The organism is Oerskovia sp. Root918, assembly GCF_001428945.1.
Taxonomy (GTDB): domain Bacteria; phylum Actinomycetota; class Actinomycetes; order Actinomycetales; family Cellulomonadaceae; genus Oerskovia; species Oerskovia enterophila.
Genome location: NZ_LMJG01000011.1, coordinates 205,435 through 227,501 on the forward strand (window position 1 = coordinate 205,435; position 22,067 = coordinate 227,501).

The window sequence follows — 22,067 nt, forward strand, 5'->3', positions numbered from 1 at the left end:
GTGTCCTGTGTCACCTCGCGGACCCGGTCCCGTGAAGATGCTGTGGCGAACATCGGACTCGCCGCCGCAGCGAAGGTCGCCTGGCCGTTCTCCCGTGATAATCGAACGATGTTCTGGATGTTCGTGTTCTTGGGGATCGCGCTCGTGGCGGCCGTCGTCGTCTTCCTGTTCGCGAGCGTCGTCACGCGCATCGACGACCGCAACGACCGGACGGGTCCGCCCGTCGGGCTCAAGGGTTTCTGGCGCGACTTCGTGTCGGGACTCACCTCCTGGCGTCGTTCCCGTCGCGACGAGCACGCCGGCAGGTCGACGGTCGAGCCCGTGGACACGGGCATGGACGAGTTCTTCGCGGCGACCGAGGTCGACGACCCGGCATACATCGACGCGGACGAGATCACCGACGTGCTGCACCGGGCCCGCGAGCGCGCGACCCACACGCTGCACAGCGCGGGCGTGCGCCGCCCCGCCACGGGGACCGTCCCGTCGGTCTCGTCGACGACGGCGCCGACCAGCCCCCCGGTCCTCCCGCAGGACTGATCTCTTCGCGCCTGCGAGGACGCCTGGCCCACCTGCCCGCACGTCGCGCCCGGATTTGAGACACTTCGACGGTGAACGATCTCCTCTGGCTCTGGATCACCCTCGCCGTCCTCGCCGTCCTCGGGCTCGGCTTCCTCGGCGTCCGTCGGCGCTCGGGGTCGCGCGACTCCCTCCCTCCCGCCCCGTCGGGCACGACCACGCTCGAGCGCGACGCTCCCGGGGAGCAACCCGCCGAGGCCGCCGAGGGCGGCGGTGTGGCGACGGCCGAGGCGCCCTCGGACCTCGAGGCTCCTCCTGCGGTCGAGGTCCCCGAGGCGGTCGGCGGCCGTCTCGCACGTCTGCGCGGGCGCCTCGCACGCTCGGGCTCGCCGCTCGGCAGCAAGCTGCTCGCCGTGCTCTCCCGCGACCACCTGACCGAGGACGACTGGGACGAGCTCGAGGAGACCCTGCTGCTGGCCGACGTCGGCGCCGGGCCCGCGGGCGAGCTCATCGACTCGCTGCGCACGCGGGTGCGAGTGCTGGGCGTGCGCGACGCCGCGAGCGTGCGCGCGCTGCTCCGCGAGGAGCTCGTGGCGCTCGTCGACCCGACCATGGACCGTTCGCTCGCCACGGCCCCGCAGACGGCCGAGGACGGGTCCCGGCTGCCCGCCGTCGTGCTCGTGGTGGGTGTCAACGGCACGGGCAAGACGACGACCGTGGGCAAGCTCGCGCGCGTCCTGGTCGCCGAGGACCGCACGGTCGTGCTCGGTGCCGCCGACACCTTCCGCGCCGCCGCGGCGGACCAGCTCGAGACCTGGGGCGCGCGCGTGGGCGTGCGCACCGTGCGCTCGGACCGGGACGGCGCGGATCCGGCCGCCGTCGCGTTCGACGCGGTCCGTCAGGGCCGGGAGGAGGGCGTCGACGTCGTGCTCGTCGACACCGCGGGCCGGCTGCAGAACAAGGCCGGCCTCATGGACGAGCTGGGCAAGATCCGGCGCGTCATCACCAAGGAGGCGCCGTTGTCGGAGGTGCTCCTGGTGCTCGACGCGACCACGGGCCAGAACGGGCTCAACCAGGCACGCGTCTTCGGGGAGATCGCGGGCGTCACGGGCATCGTGCTGACCAAGCTCGACGGCACGGCCAAGGGCGGGATCGTGGTCGCGGTCCAGCGCGAGCTGGGCGTGCCGGTCAAGCTCGTCGGCCTGGGTGAGGGGCCCGACGACCTGGCCCCGTTCGACCCGCAGGAGTTCGTCGACGGTCTTCTGGGCGACTGAACCCGCGGCCGGCCCGGGGGCGAGGACGCCGCCGGGCCGGCCTGGGCGGGGCCTTGACGAGCCCGGGTAACGCAACGTTTACACACGAGTGCACCGCGTCACACCCGCGTAACCGCGCGACAGTCGCAGGGAAACGCCGCTGGACGACTCTTGACCTGTCCGGCCGCCCGGCTGGCGAGGTGAGAGGCGACAGCGCATGCCCTTCGAACTTGACACTGGAAACACGGCCTGGCTCCTGACGTCAGCCGCTCTGGTGCTGCTGATGACCCCGGCCCTGGCGTTCTTCTACGGCGGTATGGTCCGCGGCAAGAGCGTCCTGAACATGATGATGATGAGCTTCGGCGCGATCGCCGTGGTCGGCATCATCTGGGTGCTCTGGGGCTACTCGATGACCTTCGGGTCCGACGTGGCCGGCATCTTCGGCAACCCGACCGAGTTCTTCGGTCTGGCCCCCCTGACCGACGACGCCAACAGCCTCCTGGCAGGCAGCGGCGTCCCGGCTCTCGTGGCGGCAGGGTTCCAGGCCACCTTCGCGATCATCACGGTCGCCCTGATCAGCGGCGCCATCGCGGACCGTGCGCGGTTCGGCGCGTGGCTCGTCTTCGCGGGTGTCTGGGTGACGCTCGTCTACTTCCCGCTCGCCCACATGGTGTGGGGCGGTGGCATCCTCGGTGCCGGCGAGAACGGCATCGCGGCGGCGATCTACGGCGTGACCGACGGGATCGCCAACGTGGCCCCGATCGACTTCGCCGGTGGCACGGTCGTCCACATCAACGCGGGTGTGGCGGGCCTGGTGCTCGCGCTGATCATCGGCAAGCGCAAGGGCTTCGGCAAGGAGCCCATGCGTCCCCACAACCTCCCGTTCGTGATGCTGGGCGCGGCGCTCCTGTGGTTCGGCTGGTTCGGCTTCAACGCCGGTTCCGCCGGGGCCGCCAACGAGGTCGCGGGCCTGGCCTGGGTCAACACCACGGTCGCGACCTGCGCCGCGATGGCCGCCTGGCTGCTCACCGAGCGTCTGCGCGACGGGCACGCCACGAGCCTGGGTGCCGCGTCCGGCATCGTCGCGGGCCTCGTCGCGATCACCCCGGCCGCCGCGGCCGTCAACCCGATCGGCGCGATCGCGCTCGGCGCCGTCGCCGGTGTTCTTTGCGCCCTCGCGGTCGGTCTCAAGTACCGCTTCGGCTACGACGACTCGCTCGACGTCGTCGGCGTCCACCTGGTCGGCGGCCTGGTCGGGACCGTCCTCATCGGTCTGCTGGGCACGGACACGGGCCTGCTCTACGGCGGCGGGATCGACCAGCTCGTGATCCAGGTCGTCATCGCCCTCGCGGCCGTGATCTTCTCCGGAGTCCTCACGTTCGTCATCGGCTTCGTCATCAAGGTGACGATGGGCTGGCGGGTCAGCGAGGACGCCGAGGTCGGCGGGATCGACCTCGCGGAGCACGGTGAGACCGCATACGAGACCATCGCACAGGGTCGTGTCATCCAGGAGGTCAGGGCATGAAGCTCGTCACAGGAATCATCCAGCCGCACCGTCTCGACGACGTGAAGTCCGCGCTCGAGGCCGCAGGGGTCCGGGGCATGACGGTCAGCGAGGCCAGCGGCTACGGCCGGCAGAAGGGCCACACCGAGGTCTACCGCGGTGCGGAGTACACCGTGGACCTGGTCCCCAAGGTCCGCATCGAGGTCCTGGTGGACGACGAGGACTCCTCGACGGTCACCGAGGCGATCGTCAAGGCCGCCCAGACCGGGCGGATCGGCGACGGCAAGGTGTGGACCGTCACGGTCGACGACGTCGCCCGGGTCCGCACCGGCGAGCACGGCGCCGGCGCCCTCTAGGTGATCCGGACCGGACAGGAGAACGGCATGGTGTCGTCAGCGGTGCAGCAGGGGGCGCGGTCGAGATGACCGGCGCAGCGCACGAAGGGACCCCCCAGGGGTCCGGCGAACCGGCGGAGGCCCCGTACCCACCTCGGGTGCGGGGCCTCCGGGCCGAGATGCTCGCGGTGGCCCGGGACCTGAGCGGCCCGGGCAGCTCGGGGGTGGCTCGCCGCTCGGCGGTCTGCGCCCTGGTCACGGACCGGCTCACGGCCCTCTGGCAGGAGGCCACGGCCGGCACGAGCACCGAGGGTGTGGCCCTCGCAGCCGTGGGGAGCCTGGGGCGCGCGGACATGGGGCCCGCGAGCGACCTCGACCTGGTGCTCGTGCACGACGGCCGCAGCCACTCGGCCGAGCAGGTCGCGGCGATCGCCGAACGCCTCTGGTACCCGCTGTGGGACGAGGGCGTCGACCTGGACCATGCGGTGCGGTCGCTGTCCCAGTGCCGCCAGGTCGCGTCCAAGGACGTCCCGGCGGCGGTCGGGTGGCTCGACGTCCGTCCTGTCGCGGGCGACGCGCTCGTGGTGCACCGGGCCGCGTCGGCCGTGCTCACGGACTGGCGCTCCGCCTCGCGGCGCCGCCTGCCCGAGCTCCTGTCCTCGACGAAGGAGCGGGCCGAGCGGTCGGGCGAGATCGCGTACCTGATCGAGCCCGACCTCAAGGAGTCGCGTGGCGGGATCCGTGACGCCGTGGTGCTCTCGGCCCTGGCCGCGACCTGGCTGACGGACCGGCCGCACGGCACGGTCGACCGGGCCCACGCGCACCTGCTCGACGTGCGCGACGCGATCCAGGTCGTCACGGGACGGCACACCAACAAGCTCCTGCTCGCGGACCTCGACGAGGTCGCGGCGCTCACGGGGTACGACGACCCCGACGAGCTCCTCGCGAGCCTCGCGGCCTCCGGGCGCGAGATCTCCTACGCGCTCGACACCACGGTCCGCCGTGCCCGCCAGGCCCTCCAGCGGCCGAGCACCACGCGCCGCCCGGTCCTCGTGCGGGGCCGACGGGCCGCGCCCCGGCTGCGGTCGGTCGGGGACGGGCTCGTCGAGCACGACGGCGAGCTCGTCCTGGCCATCGACGCGCACCCCGAGACGGACCCGATGCTGTCGTTGCGCGCCGCCGCGACGGCCGCACGGACGGGCCTGACGCTCTCGCCCGTCTCGGTGAGCAGCCTCGCGCACTGCCCACCGCTCCCCGAACCGTGGCCCGCCGCGGCGCGGGCGGCCTTCCTCTCGCTGCTCGGCAGCGGTCACGCACAGGTCGCGGTCTGGGAGGCGCTCGACCTCGCGGGGGTCGTCACGACCTGGATCCCCGAGTGGGCCGGGGTGCGCAACCGGCCTCAGCGCGCCGCGATCCACCGGCACACGGTCGACCGCCACCTCGTCGAGACGGTCGCGCGGGCCGCGCGCGACCGGAAGGAGGTCGCACGCCCCGACCTCCTGCTGCTCTCGGCGCTGTTCCACGACATCGGCAAGCGGCGCGGCGCGGCCGACCACTCGGAGGAGGGTGCGCGGCTCGTCCCGGGCATCCTGCACCGGATGGGCTTCGAGGACGGGGTGCCCGACGACGTCGCGCGCCTCGTGCGCCACCACCTCACCCTCTCGCGGCTCGCCGTCTCGGCGGACCCGGACGACCCGGCGACCGTCGCCGAGCTCGCCGACGCCGTCGGGCACCGACGGGACCTGCTCGAGGTGCTGCGCGCGCTGACCGAGGCCGACTCCTCATCGCTCGGCCCCACGGCCTGGACCTCGTGGCGCGCGCGCCTCGTGGACGACCTCACGGTCGCGACCCGGGCCGTGCTGCCCGAGCCGACGCCCCCGACCGGTAGGCTGGGCACTTCCCTGATTCACGAGCGGTAAGGATGACGCGGTGTTCGCCACGCTGTCAGATCGATTGACGTCGACCTTCAAGAACCTGCGGAGCAAGGGCCGTCTCTCCGAGGCGGACATCGACGCCACGATCCGTGAGATCCGGCGCGCGCTCCTCGACGCTGACGTCGCTGTACCCGTCGTCAAGGACTTCACCGGTGCCATCCGGTCCAGGGCCCTGTCGGCCGAGGTCTCCGGCGCGCTCAACCCTGCCCAGCAGGTCGTCAAGATCGTCAACGAGGAGCTCGTGGCGATCCTCGGCGGGGAGAGCCGCGGCCTGCGCCTGGCGAAGAACCCGCCGACCGTCATCATGCTCGCGGGCCTCCAGGGCGCCGGCAAGACGACCCTCGCGGGCAAGCTCGCGCTGCACCTGCGCGAGCAGGGGCACACGCCGCTCCTCGTCGCCGCGGACCTCCAGCGCCCCAACGCGGTCAACCAGCTGTCGGTCGTGGGTGAGCGCGCGGGCGTGCCGGTCTTTGCGCCGCTGCCGGGCAACCAGGGCTCCGAGGGCGAGTCGGGCACGAGCGTCGGCGACCCGGTCCAGGTGGCCCGCGACGGCGTCGAGACCGCGCGCCAGCGCCAGCACGACGTGGTCATCGTCGACACCGCAGGCCGCCTCGGCGTCGACGCCGAGCTCATGCGCCAGGCCGCGGACATCCGCGACGCGGTCGACCCCGACGAGATCCTGTTCGTCATCGACGCCATGATCGGCCAGGACGCGGTCGCGACCGCCAAGGCCTTCGAGGAGGGCGTCGACTTCACGGGCGTCGTCCTGTCGAAGCTCGACGGCGACGCGCGCGGTGGTGCGGCGCTGTCGGTCGCCCGTGTGACGGGCCGCCCGATCCTCTTCGCCTCGACCGGTGAGAAGCTCACCGACTTCGAGGCCTTCCACCCCGACCGCATGGCCTCGCGCATCCTCGACATGGGTGACGTGCTCACCCTCATCGAGCAGGCCGAGAAGGCGTTCGACTCCGAGCAGGCCGCGAAGATGGCCGAGAAGGTGGCCACGGGCCAGGACTTCACGCTCGCGGACTTCCTCGTCCAGATGCAGCAGATGCGCAACATGGGCTCCATGAAGAAGATGCTCGGCATGCTGCCGGGCATGGGGCAGATGCGCGAGGCGCTCGACAACTTCGACGAGCGCGAGGTCGACCGCATCGAGGCGATCATCCGCTCGATGACGCCGGGCGAGCGCGAGAACCCCAAGATCATCAACGGGTCGCGCCGTGCGCGCATCGCCCGTGGTTCGGGTGTCACCACGAGCGACGTCAACCAGCTCCTCGACCGGTTCGCGGGCGCGCAGAAGATGATGCGCCAGATGAGCCGCGGCGGCGGCATGCCTGGCATGCCGGGCATGGGCAACCTGCCGGGTATGGGGGGCAAGAAGGCCCGCGGGCGCGTCGCGCCCCCGGCCAAGGGGCGCAAGGCGAAGTCCGGCAACCCGGCCAAGCGGGCAGCGGAGGAGGCCGCGCGCCAGGCGCGCGCCCTGGGCGGCCCAGCCGCGCCGCCCGCGGCGCCCGGTGCAGCGTTCGGTGGGCTGGGTGGCGCGAAGGCCACCCAGAAGTCGACCGACGCGACCGACCTGCAGCTCCCACCCGACCTGGAGAAGTTCCTGGGGCGCTAGCGCGCTAGGTTATGTCCTGCAGGTCACGGTGGCTCACACCCGACCTTCGTCCGACCCCTCGTCCGACACCGTGGTCCGGCCCGTCCGGCTGCGCGACGGACGCACCCCGACCGTCCGAGAACCTGGAGACCGATGTCCGCGCTGGAAGGCCCCTCGCTGCACATCAGAGGTCGCATCCTCCTGGGAGACGACCGCGAGGTCTCCGACCTCTGGGTCAAGGACGGCCACGTCACGCTGACCCGCCCGTCCGCGCAGGGCACGAACATGGTCGCGATCGAGGGCTGGGTGCTGCCCGGGCTCGTGGACGTGCACTGCCACGTCGGTCTTGGTCCTGACGGGCCGGTCGACAACGCGACCGCACAGGCGCAGGCCGTCGCGGACCGCGACAGCGGCGTGCTCCTGCTGCGTGACGCGGGGTCCCCGCTCGACACCCGGTGGGTCCGGTCGCGCCGCGACCTGCCGCGCATCGTGCGGGCGGGGCGCCACATCGCGCGCCCCAAGCGCTACCTGCGCAACTTCGGTCTCGAGCTCGACGACGTCTCGCAGCTCCCCGAGGTCGTGCGCCAGGAGGCGCGCGCCGGGGACGGCTGGGTCAAGCTCGTCGGGGACTGGATCGACCGCGACCTCGGCGCCGACGGCGACCTGCGCCCCCTGTGGCCGCAGGACGTGCTGACCGAGGCCGTCGCGGTCGCGCACGCCGAGGCCGCGCGCGTCACGGTCCACGCGTTCTCGAGCGAGGTCGTCCCCTCGCTGCTTGCCGCGGGCGTCGACTGCATCGAGCACGGCACCGGGATCCACCCCGACGACATGTACACGCTGTCCGAGCGGGGCATCGCCGTGACGCCCACGCTCCTGCAGGTCGCCGAGTTCGAGAACATCGCCCGGCAGGCCGAGGGCAAGTACCCGCTCTTCGCCTCGCGCATGCGCGACATGCACGAGCGTCGGTACGAGCAGGTGCGCCAGCTCCACGAGGCCGGCATCCAGCTGTTGGTCGGCACCGACGCGGGCGGCACCCTCGGTCACGGCCGGATCGCCGACGAGTGCGCGGAGATGGTGGCCGCGGGCGTCCCGACGGCCGACGTCGTCGCGGCCGCGAGCTGGCAGGGGCGTGAGTTCCTGGGCTACGGCGGGCTCGTCGAGGGGTCGAGCGCGGACCTCGTGGTCTACCCGGAGGACCCGCGCGAGAACATCGAGGTGCTGCGGCACCCGAAGGCCGTGGTGCTGCGCGGGGAACTGGTGTCTCCGGTCTGAGGGGTGGGGCCCTCGCCTGGGCGCGTCGTGCGTGGTGGGTGGGGGTGGTGTCTCCGGTCTGAGGGGTGGGGCCCTCGCCTGGGCGCGTCGTGCGTGGTGGGTGAGGGTGGTGTCTCCGGTCTGACGGCGCGCGCTCGTGCGTGCCGGGTCCCGGAAGGACGGGTTGGTCGCACGGTGCCTGGTCTGGCACAATAGCCGGGTACTCGGCGTGCCCGGCCCCTCTCTCCGCGCTACGCCGTGTCCCGACCTCGTGCTCGCCTGGTCCCCACCGGGAGGATGCACGGGTCACCTCACCCAGAACCAGGAGAGACCACCACAGTGGCCACCAGAATTCGTTTGAAGCGTCTCGGCAAGATCCGTGCGCCGTACTACCGTGTCGTCGTCGCCGACTCGCGCACCAAGCGCGACGGTCGCGTCATCGAGGAGATCGGCAAGTACCACCCGACCGAGGAGCCGTCGCTCATCGACATCTCCTCCGAGCGTGCGCAGTACTGGCTGAGCGTCGGCGCCCAGCCGTCGCCGCAGGTGCTCGTGCTCCTCAAGATCACGGGTGACTGGCAGAAGTTCAAGGGCCTGCCGGGTGCCGAGGGCACCCTGCGCGTCAAGGGCGAGAAGGTCGACCCGGCCGCTGCCATCGAGGCTGCCGCTCAGGACGCCGAGAAGGCCAAGGCCAAGGCTGCCGAGAAGAAGTCCGCTGCTCCGGTCGAGTCCGCTGACGCGGCTGAGGCAGCCGAAGAGCAGGCCTGATGCTCGGCGAGGCGCTCGAGCACCTAGTGCGCGGGATCGTGGACAACCCGGACGCGGTCCGGGTCAACGCGAAGCCGCTGCGCCGGGGCGAGCTGCTCGAGGTCCGGGTTCACCCCGAGGACCTCGGACGCGTCATCGGGCGAGGCGGGCGCACTGCCCGCGCGCTGCGCACGGTGATCGGAGCCCTGTCGGTCGACGGTCCGGTGCGGGTCGACGTCGTTGACGTCGATCGCCGCTGACGCCTGCTGAGCGCAGAGCCGATTCACAGCACGACGTGACGGTCGGTCCGCCGACTGCACGGTACGACGAGGCCCGGTCCCCTCACGGTGGACCGGGCCTCGTCGTCTGTCCGACACCGGGCACGAGTGCGGCGATGCCGTGCGGGTGCCACGGTGGTCCCGTCCGGTCGAGCGGTCCGCGCCCCGGAACGACCAGCACGTACACGACGAGAAGGAGCACACGATGCAGCTCACGGTGGCCCGTATCGGCCGCGCCCACGGACTGCGCGGCGAGGTCGCGCTGGACCTGCGCACCGACAACCCCGAGGCGCGTCTCGTCGTCGGGTCCTCGATCGACACCGAGCCCGCCGAGGCGGGCCCACTGACGATCGAGCGCGCACGGCTGCACCAGGGCAAGTGGCTCGTGACCTTCGCGGGTGTGACGGACCGCTCCGCGGCCGAGCGCATGCGCGGTGTCACGCTCGTGGTCGAGGCCGACGTGTCCGACGAGGAGGACGCCTGGTACCCGCACGAGCTCGCAGGCCTGCGCGCCGAGCTCGAGGACGGGACGGTCGTCGGTGAGGTCCAGGGGCTCGAGCACCTGCCCGCCCACGACATGCTCGTGATCAAGGAGACGGACGGCTCGCGCACGCTCGTGCCGTTCGTGCACGCGATCGTGCCCGTGGTCGACGTCCCCGGCGGTCGCGTGGTGCTGGACCCGCCGGGTGGGCTCCTCGCCCGGGACGCGGACCGGCTCGAGGTCGCCGAGCCCACGCCGGGCTCGGGCGACGACGCCGACGACTCCGACGACTCGGCCGGTGCGGACGGGACGAACGACTGACGTGCGCATCGACATCGTCTCGATCTTCCCCGAGTACCTCGCCGCGCTCGACCTGTCGCTCGTCGGCAAGGCGCGCGTCGCAGGACTGCTCGACCTGCGTGTCCACGACCTGCGCGACTGGACGACCGACCGCCACCGCACGGTCGACGACACGCCCTTCGGCGGGGGAGCGGGCATGGTCATGCGCCCCGACGTGTGGGGGCAGGCCATCGACGAGCTGACCTCGACCGGACCCGCGCACCTGGTGGTCCCGACGCCGTCGGGCACGACGTTCACCCAGCGCACCGCAGAAGCCCTGGCGACCGAGGACCAGCTCGTCTTCGCGTGCGGGCGCTACGAGGGGATCGACGCGCGCGTGGCCGAGCACTACCGCGCCGCGGGGCACCGCGTGAGCGAGCTCTCGATCGGCGACTACGTGCTCAACGGCGGTGAGGTCGCCTCGCTCGTCATGGTCGAGGCCGTCGCCCGCCTGCTGCCGGGAGTGATCGGCAACCCCGAGTCGCTCGTGGAGGAGTCGCACGGTGCGGCCGGCCTGCTCGAGTACCCCGTGTACACCAAGCCGCCCGTCTGGCAGGACATCGAGGTGCCCGACGTCCTGCTCTCCGGCCACCACGCGAAGATCCGCCGCTGGCGCAGGGACCGCGCGCTCGAGAAGACCGCAGCCCGCAGGCCGGACCTGATCGAGACGCTCGAGGTGAGCACGCTCGACAAGCACGACCGCGCGTTCCTGGCAGGGCTCGGGTGGACGATCGCCGACGGCGCGTTGCGCCGCCCGGTGACGGTCGAGAACCCTGCTCCTGAAACAGGCCCGGGGACCGTTCCCGGCGGTGTGGCAGAATAGACCCTCGGTGTCCGCCGGTCGGGTCTCTGCCACAGGGGAGGCTCACCGCACGTCCGCGTGCGCGACCGATCTCATGCGAGCACCACCCTTGTACTGAACCGGACCCACCTCGCGGTGGGCCACGAGAACGCGTCTGACCTGTGGCAGAGCGGGGAGAGAACAATGCACACGCTGGACAGCGTCGACGCAGCATCGCTGCGTAGCGACATCCCGGAGTTCCGGGCCGGAGACACCGTCAAGGTCAACGTCAAGGTCGTCGAGGGCAACCGCTCCCGCGTCCAGGCGTTCCAGGGCGTCGTCATCGGCCGCCAGGGTGGCGGCGTCCGCGAGACCTTCACGGTCCGCAAGATCAGCTTCGGTGTCGGCGTGGAGCGTACCTTCCCGGTGCACTCCCCGACGCTCGAGACGATCGAGGTCGTCACGCGCGGTGACGTCCGTCGCGCCAAGCTGTACTACCTGCGCAAGCTGCGCGGCAAGAAGGCGAAGATCAAGGAGAAGCGCGACGCGCTTCCCGCCAAGTGATCCGGTCCTGACACCCCGTCAGCCGCACTGCACGCCCACGGGCGGTCACCTCTCGAGGTGGCCGCCCGTCGGCGTCCCGGCGCGCGCCGTTTTCCCCTCTCGGGCGTCGAAATGGCACAGTGAGCGCGTGACAGAGAGCGCCGCCCAGGCAGCAGCCCGACCCGAACCCGCCCCCGGTGACCATCCGGGGGCCGGTGCTCACGCAAGGAGCGAGATGGCAGAGCAGCAGCCCGGCGCGCGCCGCGCACCCCGCAGGCCGTCGCTCGTGCGCGAGACCGCGATCATCCTGGTCAGCGCCCTGGTGCTCTCGTGGCTCATCAAGTCGTTCCTCGTGCAGGCCTTCTTCATCCCGAGCGCCTCGATGGAGGACACGCTCGTCGAGGGGGACCGGGTGATGGTCTCCCGGCTCGTGCCCGACGCGTTCGACGTCCACCGCGGGGACGTCATCGTCTTCAAGGACCCGGGCAGCTGGCTCCCACCGTACGTCGCACCCGACCGCGGGCCGGTGGGCAACGCCGTGACGTCGGCCATGACGTTCGTGGGACTGCTCCCGCAGGACACGGGCGAGCACCTCATCAAGCGCGTGATCGGCCTCCCGGGCGACACCGTCGTGTGCTGCGACGCCCAGGGGCGCGTGAGCGTCAACGGCCAGCCCATCGACGAGACGTACATCAAGCCGGGCTCCGTCCCGAGCCAGGACCCTTTCGACACCGTGGTCCCGGAGGGCATGCTGTTCGTCATGGGCGACAACCGCCAGCACTCCGCCGACTCGCGCTACAACACGGGCAAGCCGGGCGGAGGGTTCGTGCCGATCAACAACGTCGTGGGGACCGCGTTCGTCAAGGTCTGGCCCCTGAGCGACTTCACGTTCATGCGCAACCCGGGCGACGTGTTCGCGGAGGTGCCGGAGCCGTGACGACCGACCTCGGTGCGCGCCCCGCGGCCGCGAACAAGCCCCGCAAGGCCCCCGCGAAGCGGGCGACCGGTCCCGTGCCGCCGACCATGCGCCACGAGCGCTCGATGCTCGACTCGGGGGCACGGTTCGTCGCCGGCATGGACGAGGTCGGGCGCGGGGCGCTCGCCGGACCGGTCAGCGTGGGCGTCGTCGTGGTCGACCTGACCACGGGCGCGTTCCCGGAGGGGCTGACCGACTCCAAGATGCTCACGCCCGCGGCGCGCGAGGCGATGCTGCCCGCGGTGCGCGACTGGGGTCTCGCATGGGCCGTCGGGCACGCCGGCCCGGCGGAGATCGACGCCCACGGGATCGTGGCCGCCCTCCGGCTCGCCGGGCGCCGTGCGCTCGCCCAGGTCCGCAGGTCGCTCGGACCTGTCGACGCCGTCCTGCTCGACGGCAAGCACGACTGGCTGACCCGCCCGACGGTCGACCTCTTCGAGGCCTTCGACCTGGACCCGGAGGACGACCTGGGGGCGCTGCCGGACCCGGCTGTGCGGACCCTGGTCAAGGCCGACCTCCAGTGCGCCTCGGTCGCGGCGGCGAGCGTGCTCGCCAAGTGCGAGCGCGACGGTCTCATGACGGGGCTCGCCCGGCAGTACCCGGCCTACGGCTGGGACGGCAACAAGGGCTACGGCGCGGCCGTGCACGTCGAGGCGCTCAAGGCCCACGGCCCGACGCCGCAGCACCGGCGCAGCTGGCGGCTCCCCGAGCAGGACGGGGCCTGAGCGCGAGGCTCGTCGGCGCGCCGCAGCGTGCGTGCGCGGGTGCGCGTCCCGGGTTCGGTCCGCCGATGGTCCATGATGGTCCAGTGAGCGCCGAAGACCTCGAGAACTATGAGACCGAGATGGAGCTGGCCCTCTACCGCGAGTATCGCGATGTGGTGGGTCTGTTCTCCTACGTGGTCGAGACCGAACGACGTTTCTACCTCGCGAACCAGGTGGACCTGCAGGTCCGCTCGGCCGCCGGCGAGGTGTACTTCGAGCTACGGCTGGCCGACGCGTGGGTCTGGGACGTCTACCGGTCGGCCCGCTTCGTGAAGTCGGTGCGCGTCGTGACGTTCAAGGACGTGAACGTCGAGGAGCTGGCCAAGGCGGAGCTCCAGCTCTAGGAGCCACGGGGCGGCGGCGGGTGCTGCTGAGCCCGTGCTGGCCCGCCCGTACCTGTACCCGTGATCGCCGCGTGCGGTGCTGCCGTCAGCCGCCGTGCACGGTCACGCGGCGGCCGCCCGCGGCTTCGAGCCGTGCACAGGTGCGTGACCCGCGGGGCTGTCCACAGGCCCTGCGCCCCCGCGCCCCGCGCCACCCCTGAGTGCGTCAGGGTGTGGCCCGGAGGTGGGACATGGGAGCGAAGGACGCTGTCGGTCGGTACGGGGAGAAGATCGCCGCGAGATACCTGGTCGAGGCCGGGTGGGTCGTGCTCGACCGCAACTGGCGCGGCACCCGGGGCGAGCTCGACGTGGTGGCCAGGGACGGCGACGTGCTCGTCGTCGTCGAGGTCAAGACGCGACGAGGCACGGCCTACGGGCATCCCGCCGAGGCCGTGACCCCGGACAAGCTCGCGCGGCTGCGCCGGCTGACCGGTGAGTGGATGGCCACCCACCCGGTGCGACCGGGCTCGGTCCGGATCGACGTCGTGGCCGTCGTGCTCCCGCAAGCAGGGGCCGCGCAGGTCGAGCACCTCGTCGGGGTCAGCTGATGACCCTCGGCACGACCTTCGCGGTCTCGCTCGTGGGCCTCTCGGGCCACCTCGTGGAGGTCCAGGCCCACCTGGCGGCCTCGGTCCCCGGGTTCACGCTCGTGGGGCTGCCGGACGCGGCGCTGTCCGAGTCGCGCGACCGGGTCCGGGCCGCGATCGCCTCGTCCGGCATCTCGTGGCCCCAGCGCAAGGTCACGGTCAACCTGTCTCCCGCGTCGCTGCCGAAGTCCGGCTCGGGCTTCGACCTGGCCATCGCCGTCGCGATGCTGGCCGGCGCTCGCCGGATCTCGGTGTCCGACCCCGAGAAGGTCGTGCACATCGGCGAGCTCGGGCTCGACGGTCGGCTGCAGCCCGTCCGCGGGGTGCTCCCTGCTGTGGCCGCCGCGGTCGCGGCCGGGCTGTGCGACGTCGTCGTGCCGCTGGAGGACGCGCAGGAGGCGCGCCTCGTGCCCGGGGCGCGCGTCGTCGGCGTCGCGAGCCTCGCCGAGGTCGCGGCCCTCTACGGCGCCGAGGTCCCCGGCATGGTCCTGCCGTCGGCCGCCTCCCGTGCGCCACGGGTCGAACGGCCACGACGGGCCGAGGGCGACCTGCGGGACGTCCTGGGGCAGGAGCAGGCCCGACGAGCCGTCGAGGTCGCCGCAGCGGGAGGTCACCACCTGCTGCTCGTCGGACCCCCCGGGGCGGGCAAGACCATGCTCGCGTCGCGGATCACGAGCATCCTGCCGGACCTCGACGAAGCAGAGGCCGTCGAGGTCACCGCGGTCCACTCGGTCGCGGGGGTGTTCGACCCCGGTCAGGGACTCGTGCGGCGTCCGCCCTACGAGGACCCCCACCACACGGCGACGGCCGCCTCGATCGTCGGAGGAGGGTCGGGCCTGCCTCGTCCCGGTGCCGCCTCGCGGGCGCACCGCGGGGTGCTCTTCCTCGACGAGGCCCCCGAGTTCGGCTCCCGGGTGCTCCAGACGCTGCGGCAACCGCTCGAGCACGGCGAGCTCGTGATCCACCGGGCCGCGGGCTCGGCGCGCTACCCGGCACGCTTCCAGCTGGTGCTCGCCGCGAACCCTTGCCCGTGCGGTCTCTCGATCGGCAAGGGGATCGAGTGCCAGTGCACGCCGATCGTCCGCCGACGGTACTTCGGGCGCCTCTCGGGGCCGCTGCTCGACCGCGTGGACGTCCAGGTCGAGGTCCGCCCCGTGACCCGGGTGGACCGTGCGGGCGAGGGGGACGTGGAGACGAGCGCGACGGTCGCCGTGCGTGTCGCCGACGCGCGGGCCGCGGCAAAGGCTCGGCTCGCGGGGACCCCCTGGTCGACGAACGCCGAGGTGCCCGGCACGTGGCTGCGCGAACGGTTGGGCGCGGGGCGAGGCCTGCTGGCCGACGTCGACACGGCGCTCGACCGCGGGACGCTCTCGCTGCGCGGGGCCGACCGGGTGCTGCGCCTCGCCTGGACCGTCGCGGACCTCGCGGGGCGGGCCGCGCCCACCCGGTCGGACGTGGGGCAGGGGCTCGCGCTGCGGACCAGGGGCCACCATGGGTGAGCGGCGTCGTGCCTCGTTCGACCTCTCCGACCCGCTGCTCGCGCGTGCGGCGTGGAGCCGGATCACGGAGCCGGGCGACCAGGTCGCGGGCGCGCTCGTCGCGCACCTCGGTGCCGCCGACTCTCTCGCGTGGCTCCACGAGGTCGTCGACGACCCCCACCGGCTGGCGCTGGGAGCGCTCGCGGGCTGCGACGAGCGACCCGCAGGGGACCGGCTCGTGCGCGCGGTCGAGCGCTGGCGAGGACGGTTGCCCGGCCTGGACCCTGCGCGTGAGCTGGGAGCCTTCGGCAGGATCGGCGGCCGCCTCGTGGTCCCGGAGGACCCGCGGTGGCCGACCGCGCTCGACGACCTGGGCGCCGCCGCCCCGCTCGCGCTCTGGGTCCGGGGCGACGACGACCTCGCCGCGCTCTCGACCCGCTCGCTCGCGCTCGTGGGGGCGCGCGCGTGCACGGACTACGGGCGGCACGTCGCCGCGGACCTCGCGGTGGGACTGGTCGACCGTCGCTTCACGGTGGTCTCGGGAGGCGCCTACGGGATCGACGCCGCCGCGCACCGCGGCGCTCTCGCCGCCGCAGGGCGGACGGTCGCGTTCCTCGCCGGAGGGGCGGACCGTCTCTACCCCGCGGGGAACACCGACCTGCTGCGCGCCGTCCTGGAGGAGGGGAGCGTGGTCAGCGAGGTCCCGCCGGGCTCGGTCCCGAGCCGGGTGCGCTTCCTGCACCGCAACCGCCTCATCGCCGCGTTCTCCGGAGCGACCGTCGTGGTCGAGGCGGCCTGGCGCTCGGGGGCACTGAGCACCGCGACGCACGCGGCTGCGCTCCTGCGCCCCGTGGGCGCGGTCCCCGGACCGGTCACCTCGATGGCCTCGGGCGGGTGCCACCGGCTGCTCCGGGACGCGAAGGCGGTCTGCGTCACCGACGCCGCCGAGGCTGCCGAGCTGGGAGGCACCGCGGGGGCCGACGCGGTCACGGTCCCGGAGGGACGCCACGAGCCGCAGGACGGGCTCGACGAGGTGGGCCGGCGGCTCTGGGACGCGCTCCCGGTGCGAGCCCACGCTCCGGTCGAGTCGGTGGCCCGGACGGCCGGGCTCGGCAGCCAGGAGACGCTCGGAGGCCTCGGCCACCTCGAGCTCGTGGGGCTCGCCGAGCAGTCGGGCGGGCGGTGGCGCCGGCTCGGCAGGTAGGGCTGCCGGGCGTGGCAGACCCGGCTCGGCGGTGGCGCTCCGCGAGACTGGGGCCATGAGCACTTCCGAGAAGCGTCCGCACGGTGCCGAGAAGGCCGGGCAGGACGAACCCGGGCAGCCGGAGGCCGCGCCCGACCTCCCGGCCGGGCTGACCGCCGCGGTCGCGGCGTTCGAGGAGCACCTGGTCGTGCAGCGCGGACTCTCTGCACACACCGTGCGCGCCTACACGGGCGACGTGCGCTCGCTCCTGGGGCGCGCCGTCGGGACGGGCGTGCGCGAGCTCGACGACGTCGACATCGCGGTGCTGCGCGACTGGCTCGCCGACCTCGGGGCGCGGGACCTGGCGCGCACCACGATGGCCCGCCGCGGCGCCGCGGCGCGCGCCTTCTTCGCCTGGACCACGAGCACGGGGCGCACTGCGCAGAACCCCGCACTGCGCCTCGCGAGCCCCCGCGTCCCGCGTCACCTGCCCACGGTCCTCGCGGTCGACTCGGCCGCACACCTCATGGAGACCGCCCGCGAGTCTGCCGCCGACGGCGACCCTGCCCGGCTGCGCGAGTGGGCCGCTCTCGAGGTGCTCTACGCCTCGGGTGTGCGTGTCGCCGAGCTCGTCGGGATCGACGTCGACGACGTGGACCTGGGGGAGCGGACCCTGCGCGTGGTCGGCAAGGGCGACAAGGAGCGGGTCGTGCCGTTCGGGGTGCCTGCCGGGCGGGCGATCCGTCGCTGGCTCGACGCCGGTCGCCCCGCGCTCGCGGTGGCCGACTCCGGACCGGCGCTCCTGCTGGGGGACCGCGGGCATCGATGGGGCCAGCGACAGGCGCGCGAGACGGTGCACCGGCTCGCGGCGCTCGCGGGCGTCGACGACGTGACGCCGCACGACCTGCGCCACAGCGCCGCGACGCACCTGCTGCAGGGCGGCTCCGACCTGCGCAGCGTCCAGGAGGTGCTCGGGCACGCGACGCTCTCCACGACGCAGCGTTACACGCACGTCAGCGCCGACCGGCTGCGGGCCTCGTTCGAGCAGGCGTTCCCGAGGGCGTGACGGGTCCCTGCCGCGGCCGGCGGGCGCGGGGCGTCAATCGCCTGGGCCTGGGCCTGGGCCTGGGCCCGGGGCCGCTGCTGCACCGGTACCGACGCTGACGCTGACGTCGACGCCGACGTCGTGCTCGGCCGGGCGAGGCTCAGCGCAGCGGCAGGAGCACGATCGGTTCACGCGGTGCCAGCAGGGCGAGCGGGTCCAGGTAGTGCTCTCCCCGCCGGACGCCCCAGTGGAGGCACGACGCCGGCACGCAGTGCCCGGCGGCGGCCCCGCCACCTCCGTCGGGGCCGCTCTCGAGAGTCCCGACGACCTCGCCGCGCGCGACCCTCGTCCCGGGACCCACGCTCCCCGCGACGGGTTCGAGCGAGGTGCGCAGCCCGTCGTCGTGCAGCACCACGACGACGCCGCGGTCCACGACCGTCCCGACGAACGTCACGACCCCGGCGTCAGGAGCGACGACCGCCGCCCCGGGCGACGCGCCGAGGTCCACGCCGCGATGCCCGGCGAGCCAGTCCTGGTCGGGTGGGAGGAAGGGGCGCAGCAGGACGAGGTCGCCGGCGACCGGCGCGACCCAGGGATCGCTCGCCGGCGGACCTGCGCCCCCGCCCAGTGCGAGGGGCGCAGGCGACGCGACGAGGGCGAGCGCGAGGGCCCCGGCGACGACGGCGGAGAGGCGGGCGGGGCGTGACAGGATGGCGGGCACGGGCCGAGCATCGCGCACCGCCGTGGCGTGCGGTGTGCCGGCATCCGAGCCTGTGGACCGGACCGATCCGCGAGGACCTGTGGACGGGTCCGGTCGGGGCCGCGCATCAGGTAGACTTAACGCCGCGATCGGCACGTTCATTCGGACGGCCCACGAGCACCTCCGGCGGAGTCCGCCGGAGACGCCACGGCCCCCGCTGCGCGCCGTCGACTTCGCGCGTCACTTCCCCGCCTCCCGGCTCGTCAGGGCCAGCGGCAGGGGCTGCCACGACAACGGTCCGGACCCTCGTTCGCCAGGGTCCGGCGTCGCCAGGCGGTGTGACGCCAGGGGTGCACGGCCAATCCCGGCCCGCACCGACAACCGAAAGCACCGACCGGACGCCGCGCGCCCGGTCGGACGAACGAGCGTGAGCAGCGGGAGGATCCCGCGTCACGCCTGAAAGGACGTGCCATGGCCGTCGTGACCATGCGCCAGCTCCTCGACAGCGGAGTCCACTTCGGACACCAGACCCGCCGCTGGAACCCGAAGATGAAGCGATTCATCTTCACGGAGCGCAACGGCATCTACATCGTCGACCTGCAGCAGTCGCTGTCCTACATCGACCGCGCGTACGAGTTCGTCAAGGAGACCGTCGCCCACGGTGGCACGATCCTCTTCGTCGGCACCAAGAAGCAGGCGCAGGAGCCCGTCGCCGAGCAGGCCGCTCGCGTGGGCATGCCCTACGTGAACCACCGCTGGCTCGGTGGCATGCTCACCAACTTCACCACGGTGCACAAGCGTCTGCAGCGCATGAAGGAGCTCGAGGAGATCGACTTCGACGACGTCGCAGCCTCGGGTCTCACCAAGAAGGAGCTGCTCGTCCTGCGTCGCGAGAAGGACAAGCTGACCCGCACCCTGGGCGGCATCCGCGACATGGCGAAGGTCCCCTCCGCCGTGTGGATCGTGGACACCAACAAGGAGCACCTGGCCGTCGACGAGGCGCGCAAGCTGCGCATCCCGATCGTCGCGATCCTGGACACCAACTGCGACCCCGACGTCGTCGACTACAAGATCCCGGGCAACGACGACGCGATCCGCGCCGTCACGCTGCTCACCCGCGTGATCGCCGACGCCGCCGCCGAGGGCCTGCTCCAGCGCCACTCGGGCCGCACGGGCGCCGAGGCCGGCACGGCCACCGAGGCAGAGCCCCTCGCCGAGTGGGAGCGCGAGCTCCTCGCCGGTTCCGAGGCAGAGGCCGCTGTCGAGACCGCAGCCGCCGCTGAGGTCGTCGCCGAGGTCGCCGTCGAGGCTGCTGCCGAGGCCGAGGTCGTCGCCGAGGCTGCTGCCGAGGTCGCTGAGGCTGCCGTCGAGGCCGCCGCTGAGGCTGAGGTCGTCGCCGAGGCCGAGGTCATCGCCGAAGAGGCCGACGAGTCCAAGTGACGACGTGGTGCGCGCCCCTCTCACGAGGGGCGCGCACCCGCCGCACCGCCCGCTCCACGTTCTCCCCGGGGAGCCCCGGGACCCCAGACAGGTAAGGACAGCACCATGGCGAACTACACCGCAGCCGACATCAAGGCACTGCGCGAGCGCACCGGCGCCGGCATGCTCGACGTCAAGAAGGCTCTCGACGAGGCCGACGGCGACTCCGAGAAGGCGCTCGAGATCATCCGCGTCAAGGGCCTGAAGGGCGTCGCCAAGCGCGAGGGCCGTTCGACCTCCGAGGGCCTCGTGGCCGTCGACATCTCCGAGACCGAGGGTGGCCAGGTCGCCACGCTCATCGAGCTCAACTCCGAGACGGACTTCGTCGCGAAGAACGAGAACTTCCTCAACCTCGCGGCGCGCGTGCTCAAGGCCGTCGCCGACTCGGGTGCTGCGGACACGGACGCGGCCCTCGCCGCGGACGCCGACGGCGAGTCCGTCCAGCTCGTGATCGACAACACCGCTGCGTCGCTCGGCGAGAAGGTCGTCCTTCGCCGTGCCACGCGCATCGCCGGTGAGCGCGTCACCGCGTACCTGCACCGCACCGCCAAGGACCTGCCGCCGTCGATCGGCGTCGTCGTCGCGACGAACGCTGCCGGCGAGGCCGTCGCCAAGGACATCGCGCAGCACATCGCCGCGCTGTCCCCGACGTACCTGACGCGTGAGGACGTCCCCGAGGACGTCGTCGCCAACGAGCGTCGCATCGCCGAGGAGACCTCGCGCAACGAGGGCAAGCCCGAGGCCGCGCTGCCGAAGATCATCGAGGGCCGCCTGAACGGCTTCTTCAAGGACGTCGTCCTCGTCGACCAGCCGCTCGCGAAGGACCCCAAGAAGACCGTCGGCCAGGTGCTCGCCGAGGTCGGTGGCACGGTCACCGAGTTCGTGCGGTACCGCGTCGGCGCCTGACGCACTCCACCGGTGGCCCGGTCCGCGCACCCGCGCGGACCGGGCTACCGCGCACCGGGACCCGGCCAGGTCCCGGCGCACCACGCAACACCCCGGGGACACCTCGCAGGACCGTCCTCGGAACGTCCTGGGGCAGACCTCGGGAGCTCGGAACGACGAAGAACAGGTGGCGCTGCACATGGGCGACAACATCGAGACCACGACCCCGGCACGACGAGTTCTGCTGAAGCTCTCCGGTGAGACCTTCGGTGGCGGACAGATCGGCCTGGCGCCGGACGTCGTCCAGCGCGTCGCGGGCGAGATCGCGGAGGCCGTGCGTCAGGGCGTGCAGGTCGCGATCGTCGTGGGCGGCGGCAACTTCTTCCGCGGGGCCGAGCTCTCGCAGCGTGGCCTCGACCGTGCGCGCGCCGACTACATGGGCATGCTGGGCACGGTCATGAACTGCCTCGCGCTCCAGGACTTCCTCGAGCAGGCGGGCGTCGACACGCGCGTGCAGACCGCCATCACGATGGGCCAGGTCGCCGAGCCGTACATCCCGCTGCGCGCCATCCGTCACATGGAGAAGGGGCGCGTCGTCATCTTCGGTGCCGGCGCGGGCATGCCCTACTTCTCGACCGACACCGTCTCGGTCCAGCGCGCGCTCGAGACCCACTGCCAGGAAGTCCTCATGGGCAAGAACGGCGTCGACGGGGTCTACAGCGCGGACCCGCGCACCAACCCGGACGCGGTCAAGCTCGACCACCTCACCTACACCGACGCCCTGGTGGGCGACCTCGCCGTCATGGACGCCACGGCCCTGAGCCTGTGCCGCGACAACGACGTGACCATGCGCGTCTTCGGCATGGGGGACCCGGGCAACGTGACCCGCGCCCTCCTGGGGGACAATATCGGGACACTGGTCACCACGAGCTGACCGGACGACCGACGCACGACCCGGGGCGCGCTGCGTCCCGGTGCGCCCCGCGGCGCACAGGACGGCAAGCCCTGCAACGCACGACGAAGGAGCA

Annotated in this window: 23 protein-coding genes; 22 read left to right on the forward strand and 1 reads right to left on the reverse strand. The window is 72.8% G+C overall.

Annotation, left to right across the window (positions count from 1 at the left end; genetic code table 11):
• Positions 1 to 42 precede the first annotated feature (42 nt).
• The 19 genes from ASE27_RS08530 to ASE27_RS08620 all read left to right on the forward strand — a co-directional run bounded on the left by ASE27_RS08530 (position 43) and on the right by ASE27_RS08620 (position 17,996).
• Positions 43 to 537, forward strand: a complete 495-nt coding sequence (locus ASE27_RS08530; RefSeq protein WP_157257468.1) for a hypothetical protein — start codon at positions 43 to 45, stop codon at positions 535 to 537.
• Positions 538 to 608: 71 nt separating this feature from the next.
• Complete coding sequence (gene ftsY, locus ASE27_RS08535; RefSeq protein ID WP_056648655.1) at positions 609 to 1,790, forward strand: signal recognition particle-docking protein FtsY; 1,182 nt, start codon at positions 609 to 611, stop codon at positions 1,788 to 1,790.
• 196 nt (positions 1,791 to 1,986) lie between these two features.
• A complete protein-coding gene (locus tag ASE27_RS08540; RefSeq protein ID WP_056648657.1) occupies positions 1,987 to 3,294 on the forward strand; it encodes an ammonium transporter in 1,308 nt (435 codons plus the stop codon).
• A complete protein-coding gene (locus ASE27_RS08545) occupies positions 3,291 to 3,629 on the forward strand; it encodes a P-II family nitrogen regulator (RefSeq protein ID WP_056648660.1) in 339 nt (112 codons plus the stop codon). The genes ASE27_RS08540 and ASE27_RS08545 overlap by 4 nt, the downstream gene beginning before the upstream one ends.
• Before the next feature lie 65 nt (positions 3,630 to 3,694).
• Entirely contained in the window at positions 3,695 to 5,527 is a 1,833-nt protein-coding gene (locus tag ASE27_RS08550; protein ID WP_056648662.1) for a [protein-PII] uridylyltransferase, read from the forward strand.
• Positions 5,528 to 5,537: 10 nt separating this feature from the next.
• Positions 5,538 to 7,160 carry a signal recognition particle protein gene (gene ffh, locus ASE27_RS08555; protein WP_056648663.1) on the forward strand — a complete coding sequence of 541 codons (1,623 nt, stop codon included), beginning with the start codon at positions 5,538 to 5,540 and terminating at the stop codon, positions 7,158 to 7,160.
• A gap of 132 nt (positions 7,161 to 7,292) precedes the next feature.
• On the forward strand, positions 7,293 to 8,411 hold the full coding sequence (locus tag ASE27_RS08560) for an amidohydrolase family protein (protein ID WP_056648666.1): 1,119 nt from the start codon (positions 7,293 to 7,295) through the stop codon (positions 8,409 to 8,411).
• A gap of 318 nt (positions 8,412 to 8,729) precedes the next feature.
• Positions 8,730 to 9,158, forward strand: coding sequence for a 30S ribosomal protein S16 (gene rpsP, locus ASE27_RS08565; RefSeq protein WP_056648668.1), 429 nt, complete (start codon positions 8,730 to 8,732; stop codon positions 9,156 to 9,158).
• Positions 9,158 to 9,397 (forward strand): RNA-binding protein, encoded by a 240-nt coding sequence (locus ASE27_RS08570; RefSeq protein WP_030150613.1) that lies wholly within the window; start codon positions 9,158 to 9,160, stop codon positions 9,395 to 9,397. The genes rpsP and ASE27_RS08570 overlap by 1 nt, the downstream gene beginning before the upstream one ends.
• 223 nt (positions 9,398 to 9,620) lie before the next feature.
• Positions 9,621 to 10,217: a ribosome maturation factor RimM gene (gene rimM, locus ASE27_RS08575; protein WP_056649012.1), complete on the forward strand. Its 597-nt coding sequence runs from the start codon at positions 9,621 to 9,623 to the stop codon at positions 10,215 to 10,217.
• Position 10,218: 1 nt separating this feature from the next.
• Positions 10,219 to 11,058 (forward strand): tRNA (guanosine(37)-N1)-methyltransferase TrmD, encoded by an 840-nt coding sequence (gene trmD, locus ASE27_RS08580; RefSeq protein ID WP_082608706.1) that lies wholly within the window; start codon positions 10,219 to 10,221, stop codon positions 11,056 to 11,058.
• A gap of 162 nt (positions 11,059 to 11,220) precedes the next feature.
• Positions 11,221 to 11,580, forward strand: coding sequence for a 50S ribosomal protein L19 (gene rplS, locus ASE27_RS08585; RefSeq protein WP_056648670.1), 360 nt, complete (start codon positions 11,221 to 11,223; stop codon positions 11,578 to 11,580).
• A 214-nt stretch (positions 11,581 to 11,794) separates the two neighbouring features.
• A complete protein-coding gene (lepB, locus tag ASE27_RS08590; RefSeq protein WP_056648673.1) occupies positions 11,795 to 12,496 on the forward strand; it encodes a signal peptidase I in 702 nt (233 codons plus the stop codon).
• A complete protein-coding gene (locus ASE27_RS08595) occupies positions 12,493 to 13,260 on the forward strand; it encodes a ribonuclease HII (protein ID WP_056648674.1) in 768 nt (255 codons plus the stop codon). The genes lepB and ASE27_RS08595 overlap by 4 nt, the downstream gene beginning before the upstream one ends.
• An 83-nt stretch (positions 13,261 to 13,343) precedes the next feature.
• Positions 13,344 to 13,643 (forward strand): DUF2469 domain-containing protein, encoded by a 300-nt coding sequence (locus ASE27_RS08600; protein WP_024840525.1) that lies wholly within the window; start codon positions 13,344 to 13,346, stop codon positions 13,641 to 13,643.
• A gap of 230 nt (positions 13,644 to 13,873) precedes the next feature.
• Positions 13,874 to 14,230 (forward strand): YraN family protein, encoded by a 357-nt coding sequence (locus ASE27_RS08605; protein ID WP_056648677.1) that lies wholly within the window; start codon positions 13,874 to 13,876, stop codon positions 14,228 to 14,230.
• Positions 14,230 to 15,768 carry a YifB family Mg chelatase-like AAA ATPase gene (locus ASE27_RS08610; protein ID WP_056648679.1) on the forward strand — a complete coding sequence of 513 codons (1,539 nt, stop codon included), beginning with the start codon at positions 14,230 to 14,232 and terminating at the stop codon, positions 15,766 to 15,768. Before ASE27_RS08605 ends, ASE27_RS08610 begins: the two co-directional genes overlap by 1 nt.
• Positions 15,761 to 16,951 (forward strand): DNA-processing protein DprA, encoded by a 1,191-nt coding sequence (gene dprA, locus ASE27_RS08615; protein ID WP_056648682.1) that lies wholly within the window; start codon positions 15,761 to 15,763, stop codon positions 16,949 to 16,951. The genes ASE27_RS08610 and dprA overlap by 8 nt, the downstream gene beginning before the upstream one ends.
• 55 nt (positions 16,952 to 17,006) lie before the next feature.
• Positions 17,007 to 17,996, forward strand: coding sequence for a tyrosine recombinase XerC (locus ASE27_RS08620; protein WP_082608707.1), 990 nt, complete (start codon positions 17,007 to 17,009; stop codon positions 17,994 to 17,996).
• Between the two features lie 139 nt (positions 17,997 to 18,135).
• Here ASE27_RS08620 and ASE27_RS08625 read toward each other — a convergent pair whose 3' ends face one another.
• Positions 18,136 to 18,696: a M23 family metallopeptidase gene (locus ASE27_RS08625; protein ID WP_235535392.1), complete on the reverse strand. Its 561-nt coding sequence runs from the start codon at positions 18,694 to 18,696 to the stop codon at positions 18,136 to 18,138.
• Positions 18,697 to 19,146: 450 nt separating this feature from the next.
• Here ASE27_RS08625 and rpsB point away from each other — a divergent pair, with 450 nt between their 5' ends.
• The 3 genes from rpsB (at position 19,147) to pyrH (ending at position 21,973) form a co-directional block, all read left to right on the forward strand.
• Positions 19,147 to 20,115, forward strand: coding sequence for a 30S ribosomal protein S2 (gene rpsB, locus ASE27_RS08630; protein ID WP_056648684.1), 969 nt, complete (start codon positions 19,147 to 19,149; stop codon positions 20,113 to 20,115).
• Between the two features lie 105 nt (positions 20,116 to 20,220).
• Complete coding sequence (gene tsf, locus ASE27_RS08635) at positions 20,221 to 21,060, forward strand: translation elongation factor Ts (RefSeq protein WP_056648686.1); 840 nt, start codon at positions 20,221 to 20,223, stop codon at positions 21,058 to 21,060.
• A gap of 178 nt (positions 21,061 to 21,238) precedes the next feature.
• Complete coding sequence (gene pyrH / locus ASE27_RS08640) at positions 21,239 to 21,973, forward strand: UMP kinase (protein WP_056649018.1); 735 nt, start codon at positions 21,239 to 21,241, stop codon at positions 21,971 to 21,973.
• Positions 21,974 to 22,067: the final 94 nt, after the last annotated feature.